Here is a 15,647-nt window from a genome sequence, read left to right as displayed (position 1 = left end):
TTTCATTATATATTTTGGGGGAAGAATTTCTTTTGGATTATTTCTGTTTCTTACCTAATACCTTCACCTTTTTCAGCCAGTGATCACGCTGCTCATCTTTAGAATTTCTGATGATTCCAATATAAGTTACTTTCACTGGTTTTACCCCACAGTATTCAAGTATAGATTTCTTAAGCTGATTCACACTGGGTCTGCCAAAAAATAAACGATAATACCATCCCGGTTGATCTAATGTGGTAATTATATGTGCTGTTTTTCCTTTTAAAAGCTTATCCCACCAGACAGAATTCTCCCGGTATTTATAAGCCATTCCCGGTAAAAAAAGACGGTCTATAAATCCTTTCATTATCGCAGGAAATCCGCCCCACCAGACAGGATGTATCCAAACCAGATGATCTGCCCACTGAATGATTTCCCATGCTTTTAACAAGTCCGGTTCAAGTTCCATTCTTTTCTGGTATCCAAACTGAAGATTAGGATTGAAGTTTAAATCCTTTATGACAATTTCTTTTACTTCTGCTCCTGCTTCCAGGGCTCCTGCTCTGTACGCTTTTGCAACTCCAAAGTTGAAAGAATCTCTGTTGGGATGCCCGTTGATAATTGCTATTTTCTTCATTGTGTTACATTGATATTAATAGAATCATAGGCATGAAGCTGTGCCAGCAATGATGAGGGCTCATGCAGCTGATGACTAAAATATATTTTATTTTCATGAAGGTTTCTAAAGAGTTCTTCCACATGCAGAACCGCAGATAAAGCAGTCAGTTCTGCCTGACCTTTTACACTCTGCAAACTCAGTTTCTTTTGTCCGGACTGATCGTCGACTACAATTTCAAAGACCGCCTGATCCCCATTTCCGCTCGATCCAAAAATCATTTTTCTCTCCTTTAAAGATAAGATATTATAGATTCTTACATATTGAAATGCCCCAAGCAACCAGGTAATAAATTTTGAATTATAAGTCATTTTCACATGTACATCGGAAATTCGTTCTACTTTGTTGAGGATATACAGATCAGGGACATCAAAATTATAGGCATTTCTCTTTCCTATTCCAAAGGAAAAATGGAAGTCTTCTGTATCTAAAAAATGTCTGATAGAAACTGGTTTATCATTCTTGTAATGCACAAAAGGAACCGCTACATTTTCTGCCATAAAGTGGGCAGAACTCTCTCCTGCCAGATCTTTAACCGAATAATATACAAAGAGCTTTACTTCATTAATATCACCCGAATCCGAAAGGACATTCACCAATCCCGGGACAATCCCGCCCATCCAGCCGGAGCTGAATACAATCCTGCTGTTTACATCTGCTTTTCCGGCAATATCATAGGCTTTAACCAAAGCCGGGGTAGGTTTTGTAATATCAAGATAATCTATTTTGTGATCGATAGCGAAACGAAGAATGTGATCTTCTTTATCATTCACAGAAAGAATGATGAGGTTTATTTTTTTGTCGGAAATGGCTTTAAACGAAGAGGGATCTGTAACATCAATCTTCAGATCTTTATCTGTTTTACCTCCTTTTCTTCCCCCAATAAAAACGGTGACATGAGGATTTCTTGACTGCAGTATTCTAGCAATCGTTTTACCCACCAATCCGTTTCCTCCGATAATCAGAATATTTTGCTCCATAATTTTTTTAACAAAAGTAGAGCGCTCCTGTTCCAATCAACAGGACAAATGTCTAAAAAGTAATCTCCTTCCGGATCCGGCTCAAATGCCGCTGTGTAATCCCGAGGTAAGAGGATAAATACTGCAGTGGAATTTTCTGGATATAGTCGGGATAGTTTTTAATAAGCGCAGTATATCGTTGGGTGGCTGTGTCTCTTTGAAGCTGAAAAAATCTATTTTCAAGCTCAAGATATTCCTGTTCTGCAATGATTTTCAAAAATTTGGTCCAGTTCAGGTTATCCTGAATAAGGGTATCCATCTTTTCTTTTTTCAGGATCATCAGCTCTGCGTCATTGATGGCCTGCATATTTTCTTTACTGAGACATCCTGAAATAAATGATGAGTAGGCAGCAATCATCGTATTGGGAAACCTGAAACAATAGGTCATATCTTTCCCATCGTCAGAAATGTAGAAAGACCTGAAAATTCCGGATTTTATAAAGCCCACTTCCCGGCATCGCTCGCCTTCCCGTATGAAATAATCATTTTTATGTACTTTCCTGATTTCGAAAAGCTGCAAAAGCTCTTCAATTTCATCATCTGAAAACAGATTAAAGCTTCGAAAATAATCATGTACCATCATTCTTAAAAGTAAAGGGATTATAATGAACTACGAAAATAGATAAAAAGAAGGAGGCAATATGCTTTATAAACGCAAAGTTTTAATTTTTGCAGAGTCTTAATGTAAAGAGGGCAAAGGCGGAATCAATTTCATTGATTCTTTCTAAGCTCATGCATAACCATATAACTTCATATCCGACTTTGTCAATGTCTTACCATACTTAAGAATAAGATTTCCTGATAGATTCTCTGCCTTTTTTATATAAATCAATTTAAATATTTTTTTGTGCTAGCTTAATTTTGAGACTTACTCAAATATGTCTGGCCAATTTCAATTAACAACAAAAAAAAATCATCTCAGGACGAGATGATCTACCGTTTTGAATTTACTTGAGTTATTTATGAAGATATGAATGATGTTTTGTTGTAACAAAGATAGGTCAGTCCCGGTTTTTATCAATCAGGGTAATCCCTAAACTTTTATCCGTAAAAATACGGTTGTGTAAACAAAAAAAGCCCTGCAGGAAATACCTTACAGGACTTTAGTTTATCTAACAATATTCTGTTTATTGTTTAAAGCTCAAGGTTTAAAGTTATGATTGTCATTCACTTTCACCCTGATTCACTTTATTAAAGAGGGCTTACCAGTTGTAAGAACCATTCTTTAACTTCTCCTTCCAGGTAAGGACCTAGTTTTTCCTCACAGGTCTTATGGTAACCATTCAACCATGCAATTTCACTTTCTGAAAGAATTTCTTTTGCCACTGTATCTTTGAAGAATGGGCAGAATGTAAGCGTTTCAAATTCATAGAATGTTCCGTGAATTGTTTTTTCGGCTTCTTTTACTGCGATCAGGTTTTCATGACGGATTCCATAGTGCCCTTCAAGATAATACCCGGGCTCATTTGAACAAACCATTCCTGGTAGAAGATCCTGAGGATTCAGATCTTTTCTGATATTCTGCGGCCCTTCATGTACATTCATGAAGCTTCCTACCCCATGCCCTGTTCCGTGGTTGAAATCTTTTCCTTCCATCCATAACGGAAGTCTCGCAATGGCATCAAGATGCACTCCTTTTGTTCCTTTCGGGAATTTCACCATGGATAGACGGATTAATCCCTGTAATACCAATGTTGAATTTCTTTTAAACTCTTCAGAAGGCGTTCCTAATGCAAAAGTTCTTGTAATATCTGTAGTTCCCTCAAGATACTGACCTCCTGAATCTACCAGGATGGTAGCCTCATTGGTCACTTCCTTGCTTCCTTCTTTTTTGGCAGAATAGTGCATGATCGCACCATTATCTTTATATCCTATGATAGAACCGAAACTTTCTCCTACAAAATTTTCTCCTTCTGCACGGAAACCTTTCAGTTTCTGTCCGATAGAATATTCATTCATAGTTTCTTTTCCTGCATTGTGCGTTAACCAATAAAGGAATTTTACCATCGCAACCCCGTCTCTTACCATTACGGTTCTGAAACCTTCCAGCTCAGCCTCATTTTTCTGGGCTTTCATCAGATTACCAGGAACCGGAGCTTTGATAAACTGGTTTTCGGCTTTTAATGTTGCAAAAATCTGTTGGTTGGTATTTGGAGAAACCAATACTTTTTCATTCTTGAATGTCTTCAGAAAATTGTAGAATTCTTCGTAAGGCATCATTTTTACAAAGGAGTCATCCATTTGTTTTCTGGCCCCCACTTCCATTTTTTCTAATCCCGTGAATAGAACAGCATCGTTTTTAGTAATTACGATATATCCTAAAAATACAGGATTACTTTCTACATCGCTTCCTCTCAGATTCAATGTCCATGCTACATCATCCAAACTTGATATAATGTGTACAGTAGCTTCCTGCTCTTCCATTTTCTGACGGATGGCAGAAAGTTTATCAGATACCGATTTACCAGCTCTTTCTACCGGATGTACAAAGATTGGGTTGGCAGATGGAGTTCCTCTTTCTTTCCAAACTTCTGTTAAAAGCGGAGAATCTACCAGCGTAATATTTTTTGAATTAAATTTTTGAGTAAGCAGTTCCCAGTTGGCATTAGAAGCTGCCAAAGCATTTACCGCCACTTTACCACCTGCAGGGATTTCTGAAATAATCCAGTCGATATAATTAGGAGTACCTTCCATACCGTCCTTGAAAAGGTCGATTCCTGAACCATCCAGCTCAATAGCTGCTTGTGTAAAGTATCTTCCGTCTGTCCAAAGTCCAGCTTTGTCTTTGGTAACTACCGCAAAACCGGCGGAACCTAAGAAACCTGATAACCAAGCTCTCTCCTGCCATTGTTCAGGAAGATATTCGCTCATATGCGGGTCTGCAGAATATACTATAAATGCATCAACATTATTTTTCTGCATTTCTTCACGAAGCGCAGCAACTTTTTCCTTTGAAGTCATTCTTTTTCTTTTTTAAACACCGAAAGTTACGAAAAATATGATGTCGGCAGATTAAATATATCCCCTATTTTCCTTAATAATCTGTTCTTTTTTAAAGGAATACTTTTTAAAGACACCATAACAAACACTCTTACAATATTGAAATATAAATGATATGGATTTATAATGGAAAATTTAATATAAAAATCTCACAATTCATCTACTTTACCTACCACAAATAATCATTTATTATCAAAATAATAAATTTTGGAAAGATTATTGATGCATTATTTCTTATGAAACAGCAGAATTACAATAATCACAGGAAATTTTATCCACCTCATCATTTTATTTATCTTCCTTTACTCATCATATTAGAGATTTTTGGAATTTATAAAATCTGGGATGATCCGGAAAATAAGCTAACCTGGATTCTGTTTTCTATTGTCATCTTTCTGCTCTTCTACCTGGCATTTATGACACGGCAGCATTATGCACTGGGACTTCAAAACCGTATGGTGATTCTGGAGTTTAAACAACGATATTTCGAAATCTTCAATAAAAGATCGGATGAAATTGTTGAAAAATTAAGATTTGGCCAGATTGCCGCATTGAGATTTGCCAATGATGATGAATTCAAGGAGCTTTTATACAGGGCTCTTCATGAAAACATATCAGGAGACGAAATTAAAAGGTCTATTAAAAACTGGAGAGCTGATCGGCTGAGAATTTAACCAACACACTCAAACAAATATATACCTATGAAAAAATTAAGCTTATACAGTATTACGATATTATGCTTGTTGATGTTAACAAGCTGTGAGGCAGTAGAAACAATTTTTAAGGCAGGAATGTGGTGGGGAATCATCCTAGTCTGTGCGATAGTAGTGATTCTTTTACTGATATTTTCGAGGGGTAAAAACTCCTAACCATGCTTTATGGAGAAGAATACAGATCTGGAGATCATTTCTCACCTGAAGCCTTCAAAAATTGTTAAAATCATGAAGGATCCGGAAGCTTCTGCAAAGGCGGTACATCTTGTATATACCACCGATGCGGAAACCACCGGAATCATCCGTAAGAAAACCGGCAAAAAATATTCCTATTATAAGGAAGGAAAAAAAATAAGTAATAAGGAGGAAATTACAAGAATCAACAAGCTGGTGATTCCGCCTGCCTGGGAAAATGTATGGATCTGTGCCTTGGAAAACGGACATCTGCAGGCAACAGGTTTTGATACCAAGCAAAGGAAACAATACCGTTACCATCCTCTTTGGAACGCTTTAAGAAATCATACGAAATTTTACAGAATGCTTCAGTTCGGATATGCATTACCGGACATCCGGCTGCAAGTAGAACAGGATCTTGCTGTGCGAAATTTTGAGAAGCGGAAAATTCTGGCTTTAATTGTAAGCCTTATGCAGAGAACCAACATCCGTATCGGCAATGCCATTTATGAAAAACTATATGGTTCTTTTGGCCTGACGACTTTGAAAGGCAAACATGTGAAGGTGAATGGGCAGAAAATCACTTTTTCTTTTAAAGGGAAAAAAGGGATTATGCATCGTATTGATCTTCGGAGTAAAAGATTGTCAAGGCTTGTTCAGAAGTGTAAAGATATTCCGGGGAAAGAACTTTTCCAGTATTTTGATGATGAAGGAAATCTCCACTCTATAGATTCCGGGATGGTGAATGATTATATTAAAGAGCTCAGTGGTGAAGATTTTACCGCTAAGGATTTCAGAACCTGGTCTGGAACGGTAAGCGCTCTTATTGCTTTTAAAGAAATAGGGTATGCAGAAAATAACACCCAATATAAAAAGAAGGTAAAAGAAGCGCTTGATATTGTTGCTGAGCATTTGGGAAATACAACAGCTGTATGCAGAAAATACTACGTTCACCCTTTAGTTATCAATCTTTACGAAAACAATACCATCAAAAAATATCTTGATGAACTGGAAGTCATTGAAGAGAATGACGGGAAAACTGATCTGACTAGAGAGGAAAAACTGGTTCTCAAAATTCTTGAAAACGAGAGAATGTAGGGAGGGTGGAAGAATGGAAGCTGGGAGATGGAAGTTTTAATTCATTCTATTGACAAATATTTGCACCTCATTGCTTCCAGCATCTTACATCCCGCCTCCAGCCTTACTACACAGATATTCTATTATTGTTCAAAAACTGGGTTCTGTATTCCTTCGGAGTAATCCCTGCAATTTTTTTGAAAAGCTGGGTAAAATGGGAGGCTGTATGAAAATTCAGCTCATAAGCGATCTCCGCGATATCTTTACTGGAATGAAGAAGTGCCTTGCTGTAATTGATATCAATTTCATTGATCCATTGTTTGGGTGACTTCTGAGTTACGCCTTTTACACATTTATTCAGATAGCTTTCTGTCACAGAGAGTTTATCAGCATAAAATGCCACCCGTTTTTCCACCACATGATATTTAAACAAAAGATCCCGAAACTGAAGAGACAGTTCCATAGGACGTGTCGCAGATTTATGATGGGTATCAGAATCTGTACTCAGAATCTTGATTAAAATAAGATGAAGCATGGTGACTACTACATCATTGACATTGAGGTTATTCAACCATAATTCCTGCTCCATAATCGGGAGAAGCTGTGTAATGGTACCATAGGTGAGGCTGTCAAGATTCAGAAATGGAGTCATGAAGAAAATACTGCTTTTATGTTTAGGCAGTTCCTGTTCGGACAGAATATTATTTTCATAGGCAAGGAAGAAGCCTTCGATATCGTCAGATAATTCGACTGTTGCTGTAATGGTCCCTTGTTTTATAAAGATAACCCCTCCTTTCTCTGCGTGATATTCTTTATTTTCAAGATATTGTCTGATATGGCCGTTGGTAACGAAAATAATAAAATTAAACGTTGTACGGTACGGAATCACCGGCATTAGAATCCCTTTAAGATAGTTTTCTATCCGATACAGCTGCAGATCAGCATTATTGGCTAATATCTTGTCCGTGATATTCGGTAGAAAAAGCTTTTTATATTGAAAATTGGATAGAACTTCCATATCCTTGTTATGATTATTTAAAGTTATACAAAATATTTTTAAGACTCAATACTGAATCGGCTGAGAAGGGCGAAAAAGCAAAATTGCAAAAGAATACCCCGTATCCCGCAGTCACCTCTCTCAAACCCTTATACGCTCTCACTCTTTTACCCTCAAACTCTCTCACTTAGAACTTATAATACACTCCTACTCTTACTCCAAAGGGACTTCCCGGTGTGTAGGTAAGGTCTGTGATAGGTTCTGCTTCTCCTTTTAATTGGGTTTCTGTTGCAAACTGGGCTTCATTCCATTGTACATTGAAAAGGTTGTTGACCTGAATATTGGCTCCCCACTTCTGACGGTTGTAAGAAAGCATAAGATCATTCACAAAGTAAGCTTTGGTTCTGATACGGTTATCTTCCACTGCTGGTCTTGCACCAAGATATCGGTACTGAAGTCCTAAAGAAAAGCCATTCAGGAAATCCCAGTTTACAGATCCTGTACTGGTTACTACAGGCGCCAGCGGAACATAGTCCTGACCTTTTTCTTCTTCCACAAATCTGGCATGGGAATAATTGATATCAGCATTCAGATAAAAGTTTTCTAATGGCTGGAAACGAACGCCAAGATCTGCTCCGAAACGTCTCGATTTCCCGGAAGGCTCTACCACAGCATCATCCCCAACGTATACAAACTCCTGTTGAAGATCCATATACCATAAAGCTGGCGTAATGATCAACGATTTGAAAGGATGCAGTCTTACCCCAAAATCTGCTCCAATAGAATAAGGAAGAGTATTTTCGTTTTTATTAGGAACCACTACTCTCAGGTCATTGGAGTGAAAGCCCATCCCTGTTTTCAGGAACCACATTACGTTATCATTTTGGGCATAAGAGAAATTCAATTTTGGACTCACTCTTGTCGCTTCTTTGGATTGTCCGGACGGCAATTGCTCCACATCCAAAAGATTATGCATATTAAAGATAAAATGATCTACTCTCAAAGCCGGATTGATGGTCCATTTTCCGGTTTTCCAGATCAAACCTGAATAGGCATGAAGATTGGTTTCCGTTCCTGTCACATCTGATAACCTGTCAAGCAGCAGGTCTCTGTGGTAGACATGATTCAGCTGTAAAGTATTAATATCGTCATTTCTTAATCCTATTCCTGAAGTCCAGTTCAAAGAGCTGTTGGCAAGGGAAAAAGTCTTTGTATATTTTACTTCGGCTCCGTAAATATTTCTTCCGTCGGTCTGCTGAATTTCATCGCCGTGATCTTTATCTTTTAAATTAAAGGTAAAATCGGAATACAGATTGAAATTATACTTTGAATAGAAAGCCATGGCATCAATCTGTTCGGATTGAGAAATGATATGTTTAAAATTCATCTGCAGATTTGTTCTGGATGTTTTCCCACCTTCTGTAGGGTCTATACTCCCCCATCTTCCGATGATTCCTTCATCTACGGCACGTTCTGGAATCTGCCCGGAAGCATTCCATGAAGAATTGAATGTTGAAAACTGGATATTAAAATAGTCTTTATCGGTAAGCCATTGATTGTATTTCCCAAAGATATTGACTCTGTTGAAGTTCTGTTTTACATCGAAAGGCCCGTCTGTATAGTTGTATTCTGCTGCTATATAGGCATTTTTTCTCCCGAGATCATCATGCAGAATATTGAACATCCCCAGCACTCTTTTTGAATTAAAAGATCCTCCTTCCAGTTTGATCATGCTGTTTTTCAACCCATTGTACGTCTGAAAATCTACATATCCTGCCGTATTAAAATCTCCCCGATCCATATAATAGGCTCCTTTTCCGAAATCAATATTATTAACGGTTTCAGGAATGACAAAGTGTAAGTCCGAATATCCCTGGCCATGGGCATGAGAAACAATATTTACCGGCATTCCGTCTACATTCACACTTACATCGGTACCGTGATCGGCATCAAATCCTCTTAAGAAAAGCTGTTCAGCCTTTCCTCCCCCAGCATGTTGTGCAATAAACAACCCGGGAACTTTTCTCAGCAGATCCTGCGCAGAGCTTACCGGAAATTTGTTCAGATCTACTTTGGTAATGGCTGATAAAAAGGAACTGTGATTGATGGCTACTTCAGAAATCTGAAACGGCTTATGCTGTAAAAAAATAACTTTATTTTTATCTTCATCATTGGCGACTACCCATTTTACCTCATCATATCCCTGACGACTGATCACAAGAGTATCAGGAAGAGATTTTACAGGAATGGCAAATGTACCGTCTGTTCCTGTGTGGGTATGGCTGTTTCCGTGGTCATATTTTACTAAAACATCCGCGATCGGAAATTTATCATCGGCATCTTTTATCAACAGCTGTTTTTCTGCTTCCTGCGCCATCATTTTTCCACTGAATACCATGACTAGAAATGCTGCGGCTATTTTTGTTATTTTCATTTTTTGTTTTGTTACATTAGAAATTAGAGGAGAGATAATAGATGGAGAGACGAGAGACAGGAGACCTCTGATCTTAGATGTGAATTGTCAATCATTTTGTGAAAGAGCTTCAAACTTTGAGCCTTGAACTTTATACCTTAAACAGTTTTCCACTCTCTCATTCTCAAACCCTCCAATTCTCCAACTTATTAAAAAACTTAGTTTTCTGCTTTAAGAAATACCTTCTGAATTAAAAGAGTAATCCATGTTCCGGCTACGAATGGGAACGTAAATACTCCACCAACGATATCCAGACAATGGTTATCTATTAAAAGATCATCGATCACAATGGTTAGAAAAACAGCAATAAGTACCCATAACCCATCTGTTTTTTTAATTCCTGAGAATGCGATTGCCGAAAGCACTGCATTAAAACCAAATAATCCCATGTGAATTTCTTTAACAGGTTCTCCATTCAATTGTGATAATCCCGCCCCAAGAATAGAGGCTGCCAATCCGTATAAAGCAGCTATTGGGGAGCTGATAAAAACGGCAAGAAAGAAAATCATTCCTGAAAGTACACCCCCCTGAAATATTACTTCACCAAAACCATTGGTACAGGAAAGTAAATCGTCATATTGCGTAGGAATCACTTCACTGCTCAGCATCGCAGATGGTGGAATATGGGTAAAATGATGAAGTGTAAATACCAACACCCATGTAATGATGATAAAAGGAAAAGTGAAAACCGGAATTTTCTTTTGAATAAAAAAATGTTGAATAACAGCAGCCAATGCTCCCCCCAGTACAATAAGAACCCAGATCAATAATGTAGTTTCGAATAGAAAAGATAACGCAACTCCTACAAGGGCTGCACTGAAACCATACAACCCGGCATTGATTTCAGATTTATTGTATCTAAGCTTCATCGCCGTGAAGGTTCCGGCTGCCGTTGAAAGCAATACTCCAACCCCACACTGCCAACTCCCCATAAAGATGCCTATCAGAAACAAAAGTCCTGTCCATCTGTTTTCCTGGAGCATAATCTGCCCTATTCCTTTTAAAATAGTATCTAAAAAAGGGATTTTTTTGAAAAATTCGTTCATAGTTTTTTTAATTGTATTAATGATTGTGGATATTAAGATAAGAGACGGATAGATGATAGACATTGGAGGCAGAGCCAATTTTGCTTCGCAAGTGAATGGTGAATAGTCAATTATCAGTGAAAGGATAACAACCTTGAACTTTAAACCTTAAACAATTCAACTCTCAAACTCTACCACTCGCACACAGCATCCCGAAACCCGAATCTCGTTTACCATCCAAGAAAGACCATCCCAACTCCGCAAACCGTTACCACTGCTCCGCTTACCACGCCCATATATCTTTCCAGTTTTTCAGTATTGAATAAGGTGGAGTAACCGTACCGTCCTAAAAGTACCATTCCGAGCATTGTCAACACGGTAGTTATCGTGAAAGAAGTCACCAATACAGCAATTTCAGACATTGAGTGTTTCACTCCCGAATAGAATAATAAAGGAATTAAAGGTTCACTCGGCCCCATTACGAAAATCATGAAAAGTACAAGCGGAGTCACTTTTATTCTTTTCTGAGGCATTACCATTTCTGTGTGATTATGCTCGTATACATAAACATCATCACCCATCACATCAAAATGCTTATGAGGTTTGTTCCTGATCGCCTGAATGAGTCCGTATACAAGGTAAACTCCCCCAAATATCAGCAATGCCCATCCTGAGAAATTCCCTCTGATATCCTGAAACCAGGAGATCTTATTCAGCTGCCATCCAAGGAAAACTCCTATAAAACCTAAGATCAGAGAACTGAAAACATGCCCAAATCCGCAGACCACTGTTAATATGGCTGTTTTCATGCCACTCCACTTTTTTGATTTTGAGAGTACGATGAATGGCAGATAATGATCCGGCCCTGAAGCGGTATGTATAAAACTTATTGAAATGGCACTCAAAAGAAGCGCCCAAAGTGTACTATCCATTTTTTAATTTAATTTTTTTACCTGAGAGCCTTTTTATTCTAAAGACCAAAGAATTTCCTGAATATACAGGAAGAAGTTGTACATCATTTCACCTCCATGCCCTAAAGCTCTTACTACAAAACCATTGTCTTCCATTGCAGAAACGCCTACTTCCATTTCTTCATGATGTTGTGCTGCTGCCTCAACGATCTCTTCAATCAAGCCATTCTTATCTACATTTTCCTTTGTGCTGTAGAAGATCAGGGTTCCCTGATGGGTGTACTGTTCCAGATTTCCAATACTGCTGATCGGAATGATATCAGGCTGAATCAGAACATTATCCTTCACTACAAGTTTGTTGTTATGATAGATTTCCATCACATTCTGAAAACGTTTTAATTTAAAAACCTCGCCATAATGTTTTCTCCCGCAGGTAATGATCTCACTGATGATGATCTGGCTGTTTTTCCCGATGTGAATATTTGCTTTACTCTTAAAATTAGAGTCTTCATGCGGAACGATAGGATGAGGAACGTAGGCAAAAGAAGTTTCATCCTCCATCTTTACATTAAGCTCCTGAAGTGCCTTATCTTTCATGTTGAAAAGCCTCTGATACGATTGTGACTGCAGTTGAAGTGCAGATCCTTTTTCGAGAGCAACGTCCAGATGATAGTGGTCTCCATCCAGAATTCCTGGAGAGGAGCTCATCACCATCTGATAGAGCTTTTTGTCACTTTTTCGCTGCCCTACAGAAACTACTCTGAAAGGAAGTGAGACATAAAGGTCTTTCACATAGGATTCTCCTCCCTTGAATCCTGCAATAATACTTAAACGACTATCCATCTATCTTACTAAGTTCGGTTCTTCAATTTCTTCTAAAAGAGCATATTTTTTGATCCATCCGATTACCTTATCCAGTCCTTCATCTGTTTTAAGATTGGTAAAGACAAAAGGATTTCCTTTTCTCATTCTTCTGGCATCATTTTCCATAACTTCAAGACTGGCTCCTACATGCGGTGCAAGGTCAATTTTATTGATAATCAATAAGTCTGATCTTGTAATACCAGGACCTCCTTTTCTAGGGATTTTTTCTCCTTCTGCAACATCGATAATGAAGATGGTAACGTCTGCCAGGTCTGGACTGAAAGTCGCCGAAAGGTTATCCCCTCCACTCTCAATAAGAACCAGTTCGATGTTTGGGAAGCGTGCTGCAAGCTCATCTACCGCTTCAAGGTTCATACTTGCATCTTCACGGATGGCCGTGTGAGGGCAGCCCCCTGTTTCTACTCCAATAATTCGGTCATGAGGAAGAAGACTGTTTTTAGCCATAAATTCAGCATCTTCCTTGGTATAAATATCATTAGTAATCACTCCAAGATCATATTTCCCGAATAATTTTCTGCTTAAACGTTCCAATAATGCAGTTTTTCCTGAACCTACCGGTCCTGCAACTCCTACTTTTATATATTTTCTATTTTCCATTGTATTTAAATTTTACTTTATTTTTTTAGCGCAATAGACGCTGTTTTTTTTATTAATTGAGAATATTATAAGGGATGCAAAGGCATTTCATTCGGCTAAGAAACCTCCCATTCATTGAGTCCTAAGTTTCTTCATTTTGTTAGCTTTCCCTGTCTTCCTTTATCATTTGCCTTTCCTCCCTTTTATCTTTTTACTTTTAACTTACGACATATAAAGCCTCGAATAAAGCCTCTCATGCTGCATACATCTTATATCAAAAGCGGTATTACAAAGCCCCACCATATCTCTGTCCAGTTCTATAGTTTCTACAACTGTTTTTTCCATAACAGGATAGAGGGAAAACAAGATATCCTGCCCGTCCAGCTGTCCAAGAGGGACCAACTTCACGGCATTGGTGATCATCCCTGCAACCGAGGTATAATAAAATCCCAGAAGTGCTTCGTACAAAGGAATCTTCATCAAATAAGCATACACCCCAAAAACAATACAGTAATGAGAATTGGCTTCTTTATTTTGAACTGCTTTTTCAAAATCCTCCATCAAGGGGGAACTTTCTCTTCTTTTGAAGATTTTGATCAGTCTGAGACCTAATTTCTGGCTAGCCTGGCGGATTTCTTTCGGACATTTTATGGCGTTACATTCGTTATCTAAATCCAACAGTTGTTGCAAATCACCATTTTCAGCAGCTTGATAAGCCATTTTTACAAAAGCTCCGTCATTGAATTTAAGGTTGTACTCCAGCATATTCTGAACAAATTCTTTTGCTGTTGCCAGATTATGTACGATTCTTTCCTGTACATAGGTTTCCAGTCCGTTGGAGTGGCTGTAGCCCCCTATGGGAAGCGTAGGGTCAGAGAGATGAAGGAGTCCTGACAGAAAGTTTATGTTCATATTATTCATCTTTCGGAGCGGCCATTTTTAAGATTTTTGTAAAGATTGTGGAGCCAAGGCTTCCGTGTCCGTGAGGTTCTACGTTAGATTTAAGAAGATTCAGCAGCTTTACGGATTGTTTTTCCGGTTTGAAACCGCTTGCTTCCAACCATCTGAACATGGGCATTTCAAAAGGAAGTAATACTTTATCCTCCTGAATAAAAAGCGGAATATGTTTGTTTCCTATTTCATAGCACACGGTACCCATTTCCAACAATGAAGCGGGTGACATCACGATAGCTTCTGTTTCCAGAACATTGACCGCGATTATTTTTTCGGCATCCTCAAAAAGAATATCTCCTTCACGCAAACGCTGCCCTTCTCTAAGAAATTTGATGGCAACATCAGTTCCCTGCCTGGTTTTTTTGCGCTGAATTCTTTTGGTGGTTTCAAACCATTCCAGATCAAGATAATCTATGGTTTTCCCTGTAGGATTTTCGGTTAGATTGCCTATGATTTGATTAATTATCATTTTTGGATTTTTTTCTGAAGTCTAAGTTTTTAGAAATACCCACTCCGAATGTTGAACCACTGATTCCTGCTACATAGCTTTTCGTCCAACCTTCTTCTTTTGTCTTGGTCTGAAGCATTGAAAGTTCAGCAAATTTGAATTTCAGAGCCCAGCCTCCACCTAATAAAATTCCGATCAGAGGATAGGCACGAAGACGGAATCCGTTAAAGTTCTGCATGGCATCCGCCGCCGTTGACAGCTGTTGCCCCCAAACATAATGGGCGTCCACCTGCCCAATCAATACAAAGTATTTCCCAAGCATTAATGAGGGGCTGTACCAGATACCGGCTTCATTTTGTTTATAGACAACATTGTGATCAACCGTATTCTGTGAGTATGCATAATTGACTCCGATAAGATCATTATTGTTGATGAAGTATCCCACTCCCAGCGGTGCACTCGAAACAGTACTGCTGCTGCTTGACGGTGTTGTGATCTTAGAATAATCTAAAGAACCATACACCATAAATTGTCCTTTGGGTCCTTCTTCATCACTTTTCAGCCTGTGTCCTCCTAAAAACTGAGCGCTTACATTCCCTGAAAGCATAGATATTCCGGCTATAGCAAAAGAAAAAACTGTTTTATTTAAATATTTCATTCTAAACTTAATTCTATAATTGTGTTAAATTATTTTGAATAAACCTTTCAATTTTCAAGTAAACCTTATAGGTTTTTAAAAC

Annotated in this window: 15 protein-coding genes; 2 read left to right on the top strand and 13 right to left on the bottom strand. The window is 38.3% G+C overall.

Going from position 1 to position 15,647, the window contains the following annotated elements; translation table 11 throughout:
• Positions 1-37 precede the first annotated feature (37 nt).
• The 4 genes from C1634_RS04880 to C1634_RS04865 form a co-directional block, all read right to left on the bottom strand.
• Positions 38-616, bottom strand: coding sequence for an NAD(P)H-dependent oxidoreductase (locus C1634_RS04880; protein WP_103232208.1), 579 nt, complete (start codon positions 614-616; stop codon positions 38-40).
• Positions 613-1,635 carry a saccharopine dehydrogenase family protein gene (locus C1634_RS04875; protein ID WP_109738086.1) on the bottom strand — a complete coding sequence of 341 codons (1,023 nt, stop codon included), beginning with the start codon at positions 1,633-1,635 and terminating at the stop codon, positions 613-615. Before C1634_RS04875 ends, C1634_RS04880 begins: the two co-directional genes overlap by 4 nt.
• A gap of 52 nt (positions 1,636-1,687) precedes the next feature.
• Entirely contained in the window at positions 1,688-2,254 is a 567-nt protein-coding gene (locus C1634_RS04870; RefSeq protein WP_103232211.1) for a Crp/Fnr family transcriptional regulator, read from the bottom strand.
• Between the two features lie 611 nt (positions 2,255-2,865).
• A complete protein-coding gene (locus tag C1634_RS04865) occupies positions 2,866-4,635 on the bottom strand; it encodes an aminopeptidase P family protein (RefSeq protein WP_103232209.1) in 1,770 nt (589 codons plus the stop codon).
• 275 nt (positions 4,636-4,910) lie between these two features.
• On the opposite strand from C1634_RS04865, the gene C1634_RS04860 reads away from it, so the two are divergent.
• Positions 4,911-5,348 carry a DUF6526 family protein gene (locus C1634_RS04860; protein ID WP_109737973.1) on the top strand — a complete coding sequence of 146 codons (438 nt, stop codon included), beginning with the start codon at positions 4,911-4,913 and terminating at the stop codon, positions 5,346-5,348.
• 204 nt (positions 5,349-5,552) lie between these two features.
• The gene (locus C1634_RS04850; protein WP_103232551.1) at positions 5,553-6,659 is read left to right on the top strand and encodes a DNA topoisomerase IB; all 1,107 of its coding nucleotides are present in this window, start codon (positions 5,553-5,555) and stop codon (positions 6,657-6,659) included.
• 106 nt (positions 6,660-6,765) lie between these two features.
• Here C1634_RS04850 and C1634_RS04845 read toward each other — a convergent pair whose 3' ends face one another.
• From C1634_RS04845 to C1634_RS04805, 9 genes are all read right to left on the bottom strand, one after another.
• Positions 6,766-7,656, bottom strand: a complete 891-nt coding sequence (locus C1634_RS04845) for a helix-turn-helix domain-containing protein (RefSeq protein ID WP_103232552.1) — start codon at positions 7,654-7,656, stop codon at positions 6,766-6,768.
• Positions 7,657-7,822: 166 nt separating this feature from the next.
• A complete protein-coding gene (locus tag C1634_RS04840) occupies positions 7,823-10,069 on the bottom strand; it encodes a TonB-dependent receptor (RefSeq protein ID WP_109737972.1) in 2,247 nt (748 codons plus the stop codon).
• A gap of 197 nt (positions 10,070-10,266) precedes the next feature.
• Positions 10,267-11,154 carry an urea transporter gene (locus C1634_RS04835; RefSeq protein WP_109738085.1) on the bottom strand — a complete coding sequence of 296 codons (888 nt, stop codon included), beginning with the start codon at positions 11,152-11,154 and terminating at the stop codon, positions 10,267-10,269.
• A 209-nt stretch (positions 11,155-11,363) separates the two neighbouring features.
• Entirely contained in the window at positions 11,364-12,065 is a 702-nt protein-coding gene (locus C1634_RS04830; RefSeq protein ID WP_103232554.1) for a hypothetical protein, read from the bottom strand.
• 33 nt (positions 12,066-12,098) lie between these two features.
• Positions 12,099-12,887 carry an urease accessory protein UreD gene (locus C1634_RS04825; protein ID WP_103232555.1) on the bottom strand — a complete coding sequence of 263 codons (789 nt, stop codon included), beginning with the start codon at positions 12,885-12,887 and terminating at the stop codon, positions 12,099-12,101.
• Complete coding sequence (gene ureG, locus C1634_RS04820) at positions 12,888-13,526, bottom strand: urease accessory protein UreG (protein WP_103232556.1); 639 nt, start codon at positions 13,524-13,526, stop codon at positions 12,888-12,890. It lies immediately after the preceding gene.
• A 201-nt stretch (positions 13,527-13,727) separates the two neighbouring features.
• Complete coding sequence (locus C1634_RS04815; RefSeq protein WP_103232570.1) at positions 13,728-14,417, bottom strand: urease accessory protein UreF; 690 nt, start codon at positions 14,415-14,417, stop codon at positions 13,728-13,730.
• 1 nt (position 14,418) lies between these two features.
• A complete protein-coding gene (gene ureE, locus C1634_RS04810) occupies positions 14,419-14,928 on the bottom strand; it encodes an urease accessory protein UreE (protein ID WP_103232557.1) in 510 nt (169 codons plus the stop codon).
• Positions 14,918-15,565 (bottom strand): hypothetical protein, encoded by a 648-nt coding sequence (locus tag C1634_RS04805; RefSeq protein ID WP_103232558.1) that lies wholly within the window; start codon positions 15,563-15,565, stop codon positions 14,918-14,920. Before C1634_RS04805 ends, ureE begins: the two co-directional genes overlap by 11 nt.
• Positions 15,566-15,647: the final 82 nt, after the last annotated feature.

Source organism: Chryseobacterium viscerum (assembly GCF_002899945.2).
GTDB lineage: Bacteria > Bacteroidota > Bacteroidia > Flavobacteriales > Weeksellaceae > Chryseobacterium > Chryseobacterium viscerum.
The sequence above is the reverse complement of the archived record's forward strand: the minus strand, read 5'-3'. Positions and strand labels throughout refer to the sequence as shown.

Bases quoted from the DNA above. Each gene is read 5' to 3' on its own strand.
- C1634_RS04840 (WP_109737972.1), bottom strand. From the start codon at position 10,069: ATGAAAATAACAAAAATAGCCGCAGCATTTCTAGTCATGGTATTCAGT.
- C1634_RS04880 (WP_103232208.1), bottom strand. From the start codon at position 616: ATGAAGAAAATAGCAATTATCAACGGGCATCCCAACAGAGATTCTTTC.
- C1634_RS04850 (WP_103232551.1), top strand. From the start codon at position 5,553: ATGGAGAAGAATACAGATCTGGAGATCATTTCTCACCTGAAGCCTTCA.
- C1634_RS04805 (WP_103232558.1), bottom strand. From the start codon at position 15,565: ATGAAATATTTAAATAAAACAGTTTTTTCTTTTGCTATAGCCGGAATA.
- C1634_RS04815 (WP_103232570.1), bottom strand. From the start codon at position 14,417: ATGAACATAAACTTTCTGTCAGGACTCCTTCATCTCTCTGACCCTACG.
- C1634_RS04870 (WP_103232211.1), bottom strand. From the start codon at position 2,254: ATGGTACATGATTATTTTCGAAGCTTTAATCTGTTTTCAGATGATGAA.
- C1634_RS04865 (WP_103232209.1), bottom strand. From the start codon at position 4,635: ATGACTTCAAAGGAAAAAGTTGCTGCGCTTCGTGAAGAAATGCAGAAA.
- C1634_RS04835 (WP_109738085.1), bottom strand. From the start codon at position 11,154: ATGAACGAATTTTTCAAAAAAATCCCTTTTTTAGATACTATTTTAAAA.
- C1634_RS04830 (WP_103232554.1), bottom strand. From the start codon at position 12,065: ATGGATAGTACACTTTGGGCGCTTCTTTTGAGTGCCATTTCAATAAGT.
- C1634_RS04845 (WP_103232552.1), bottom strand. From the start codon at position 7,656: ATGGAAGTTCTATCCAATTTTCAATATAAAAAGCTTTTTCTACCGAAT.
- ureG (WP_103232556.1), bottom strand. From the start codon at position 13,526: ATGGAAAATAGAAAATATATAAAAGTAGGAGTTGCAGGACCGGTAGGT.
- C1634_RS04860 (WP_109737973.1), top strand. From the start codon at position 4,911: ATGAAACAGCAGAATTACAATAATCACAGGAAATTTTATCCACCTCAT.
- C1634_RS04825 (WP_103232555.1), bottom strand. From the start codon at position 12,887: ATGGATAGTCGTTTAAGTATTATTGCAGGATTCAAGGGAGGAGAATCC.
- C1634_RS04875 (WP_109738086.1), bottom strand. From the start codon at position 1,635: ATGGAGCAAAATATTCTGATTATCGGAGGAAACGGATTGGTGGGTAAA.
- ureE (WP_103232557.1), bottom strand. From the start codon at position 14,928: ATGATAATTAATCAAATCATAGGCAATCTAACCGAAAATCCTACAGGG.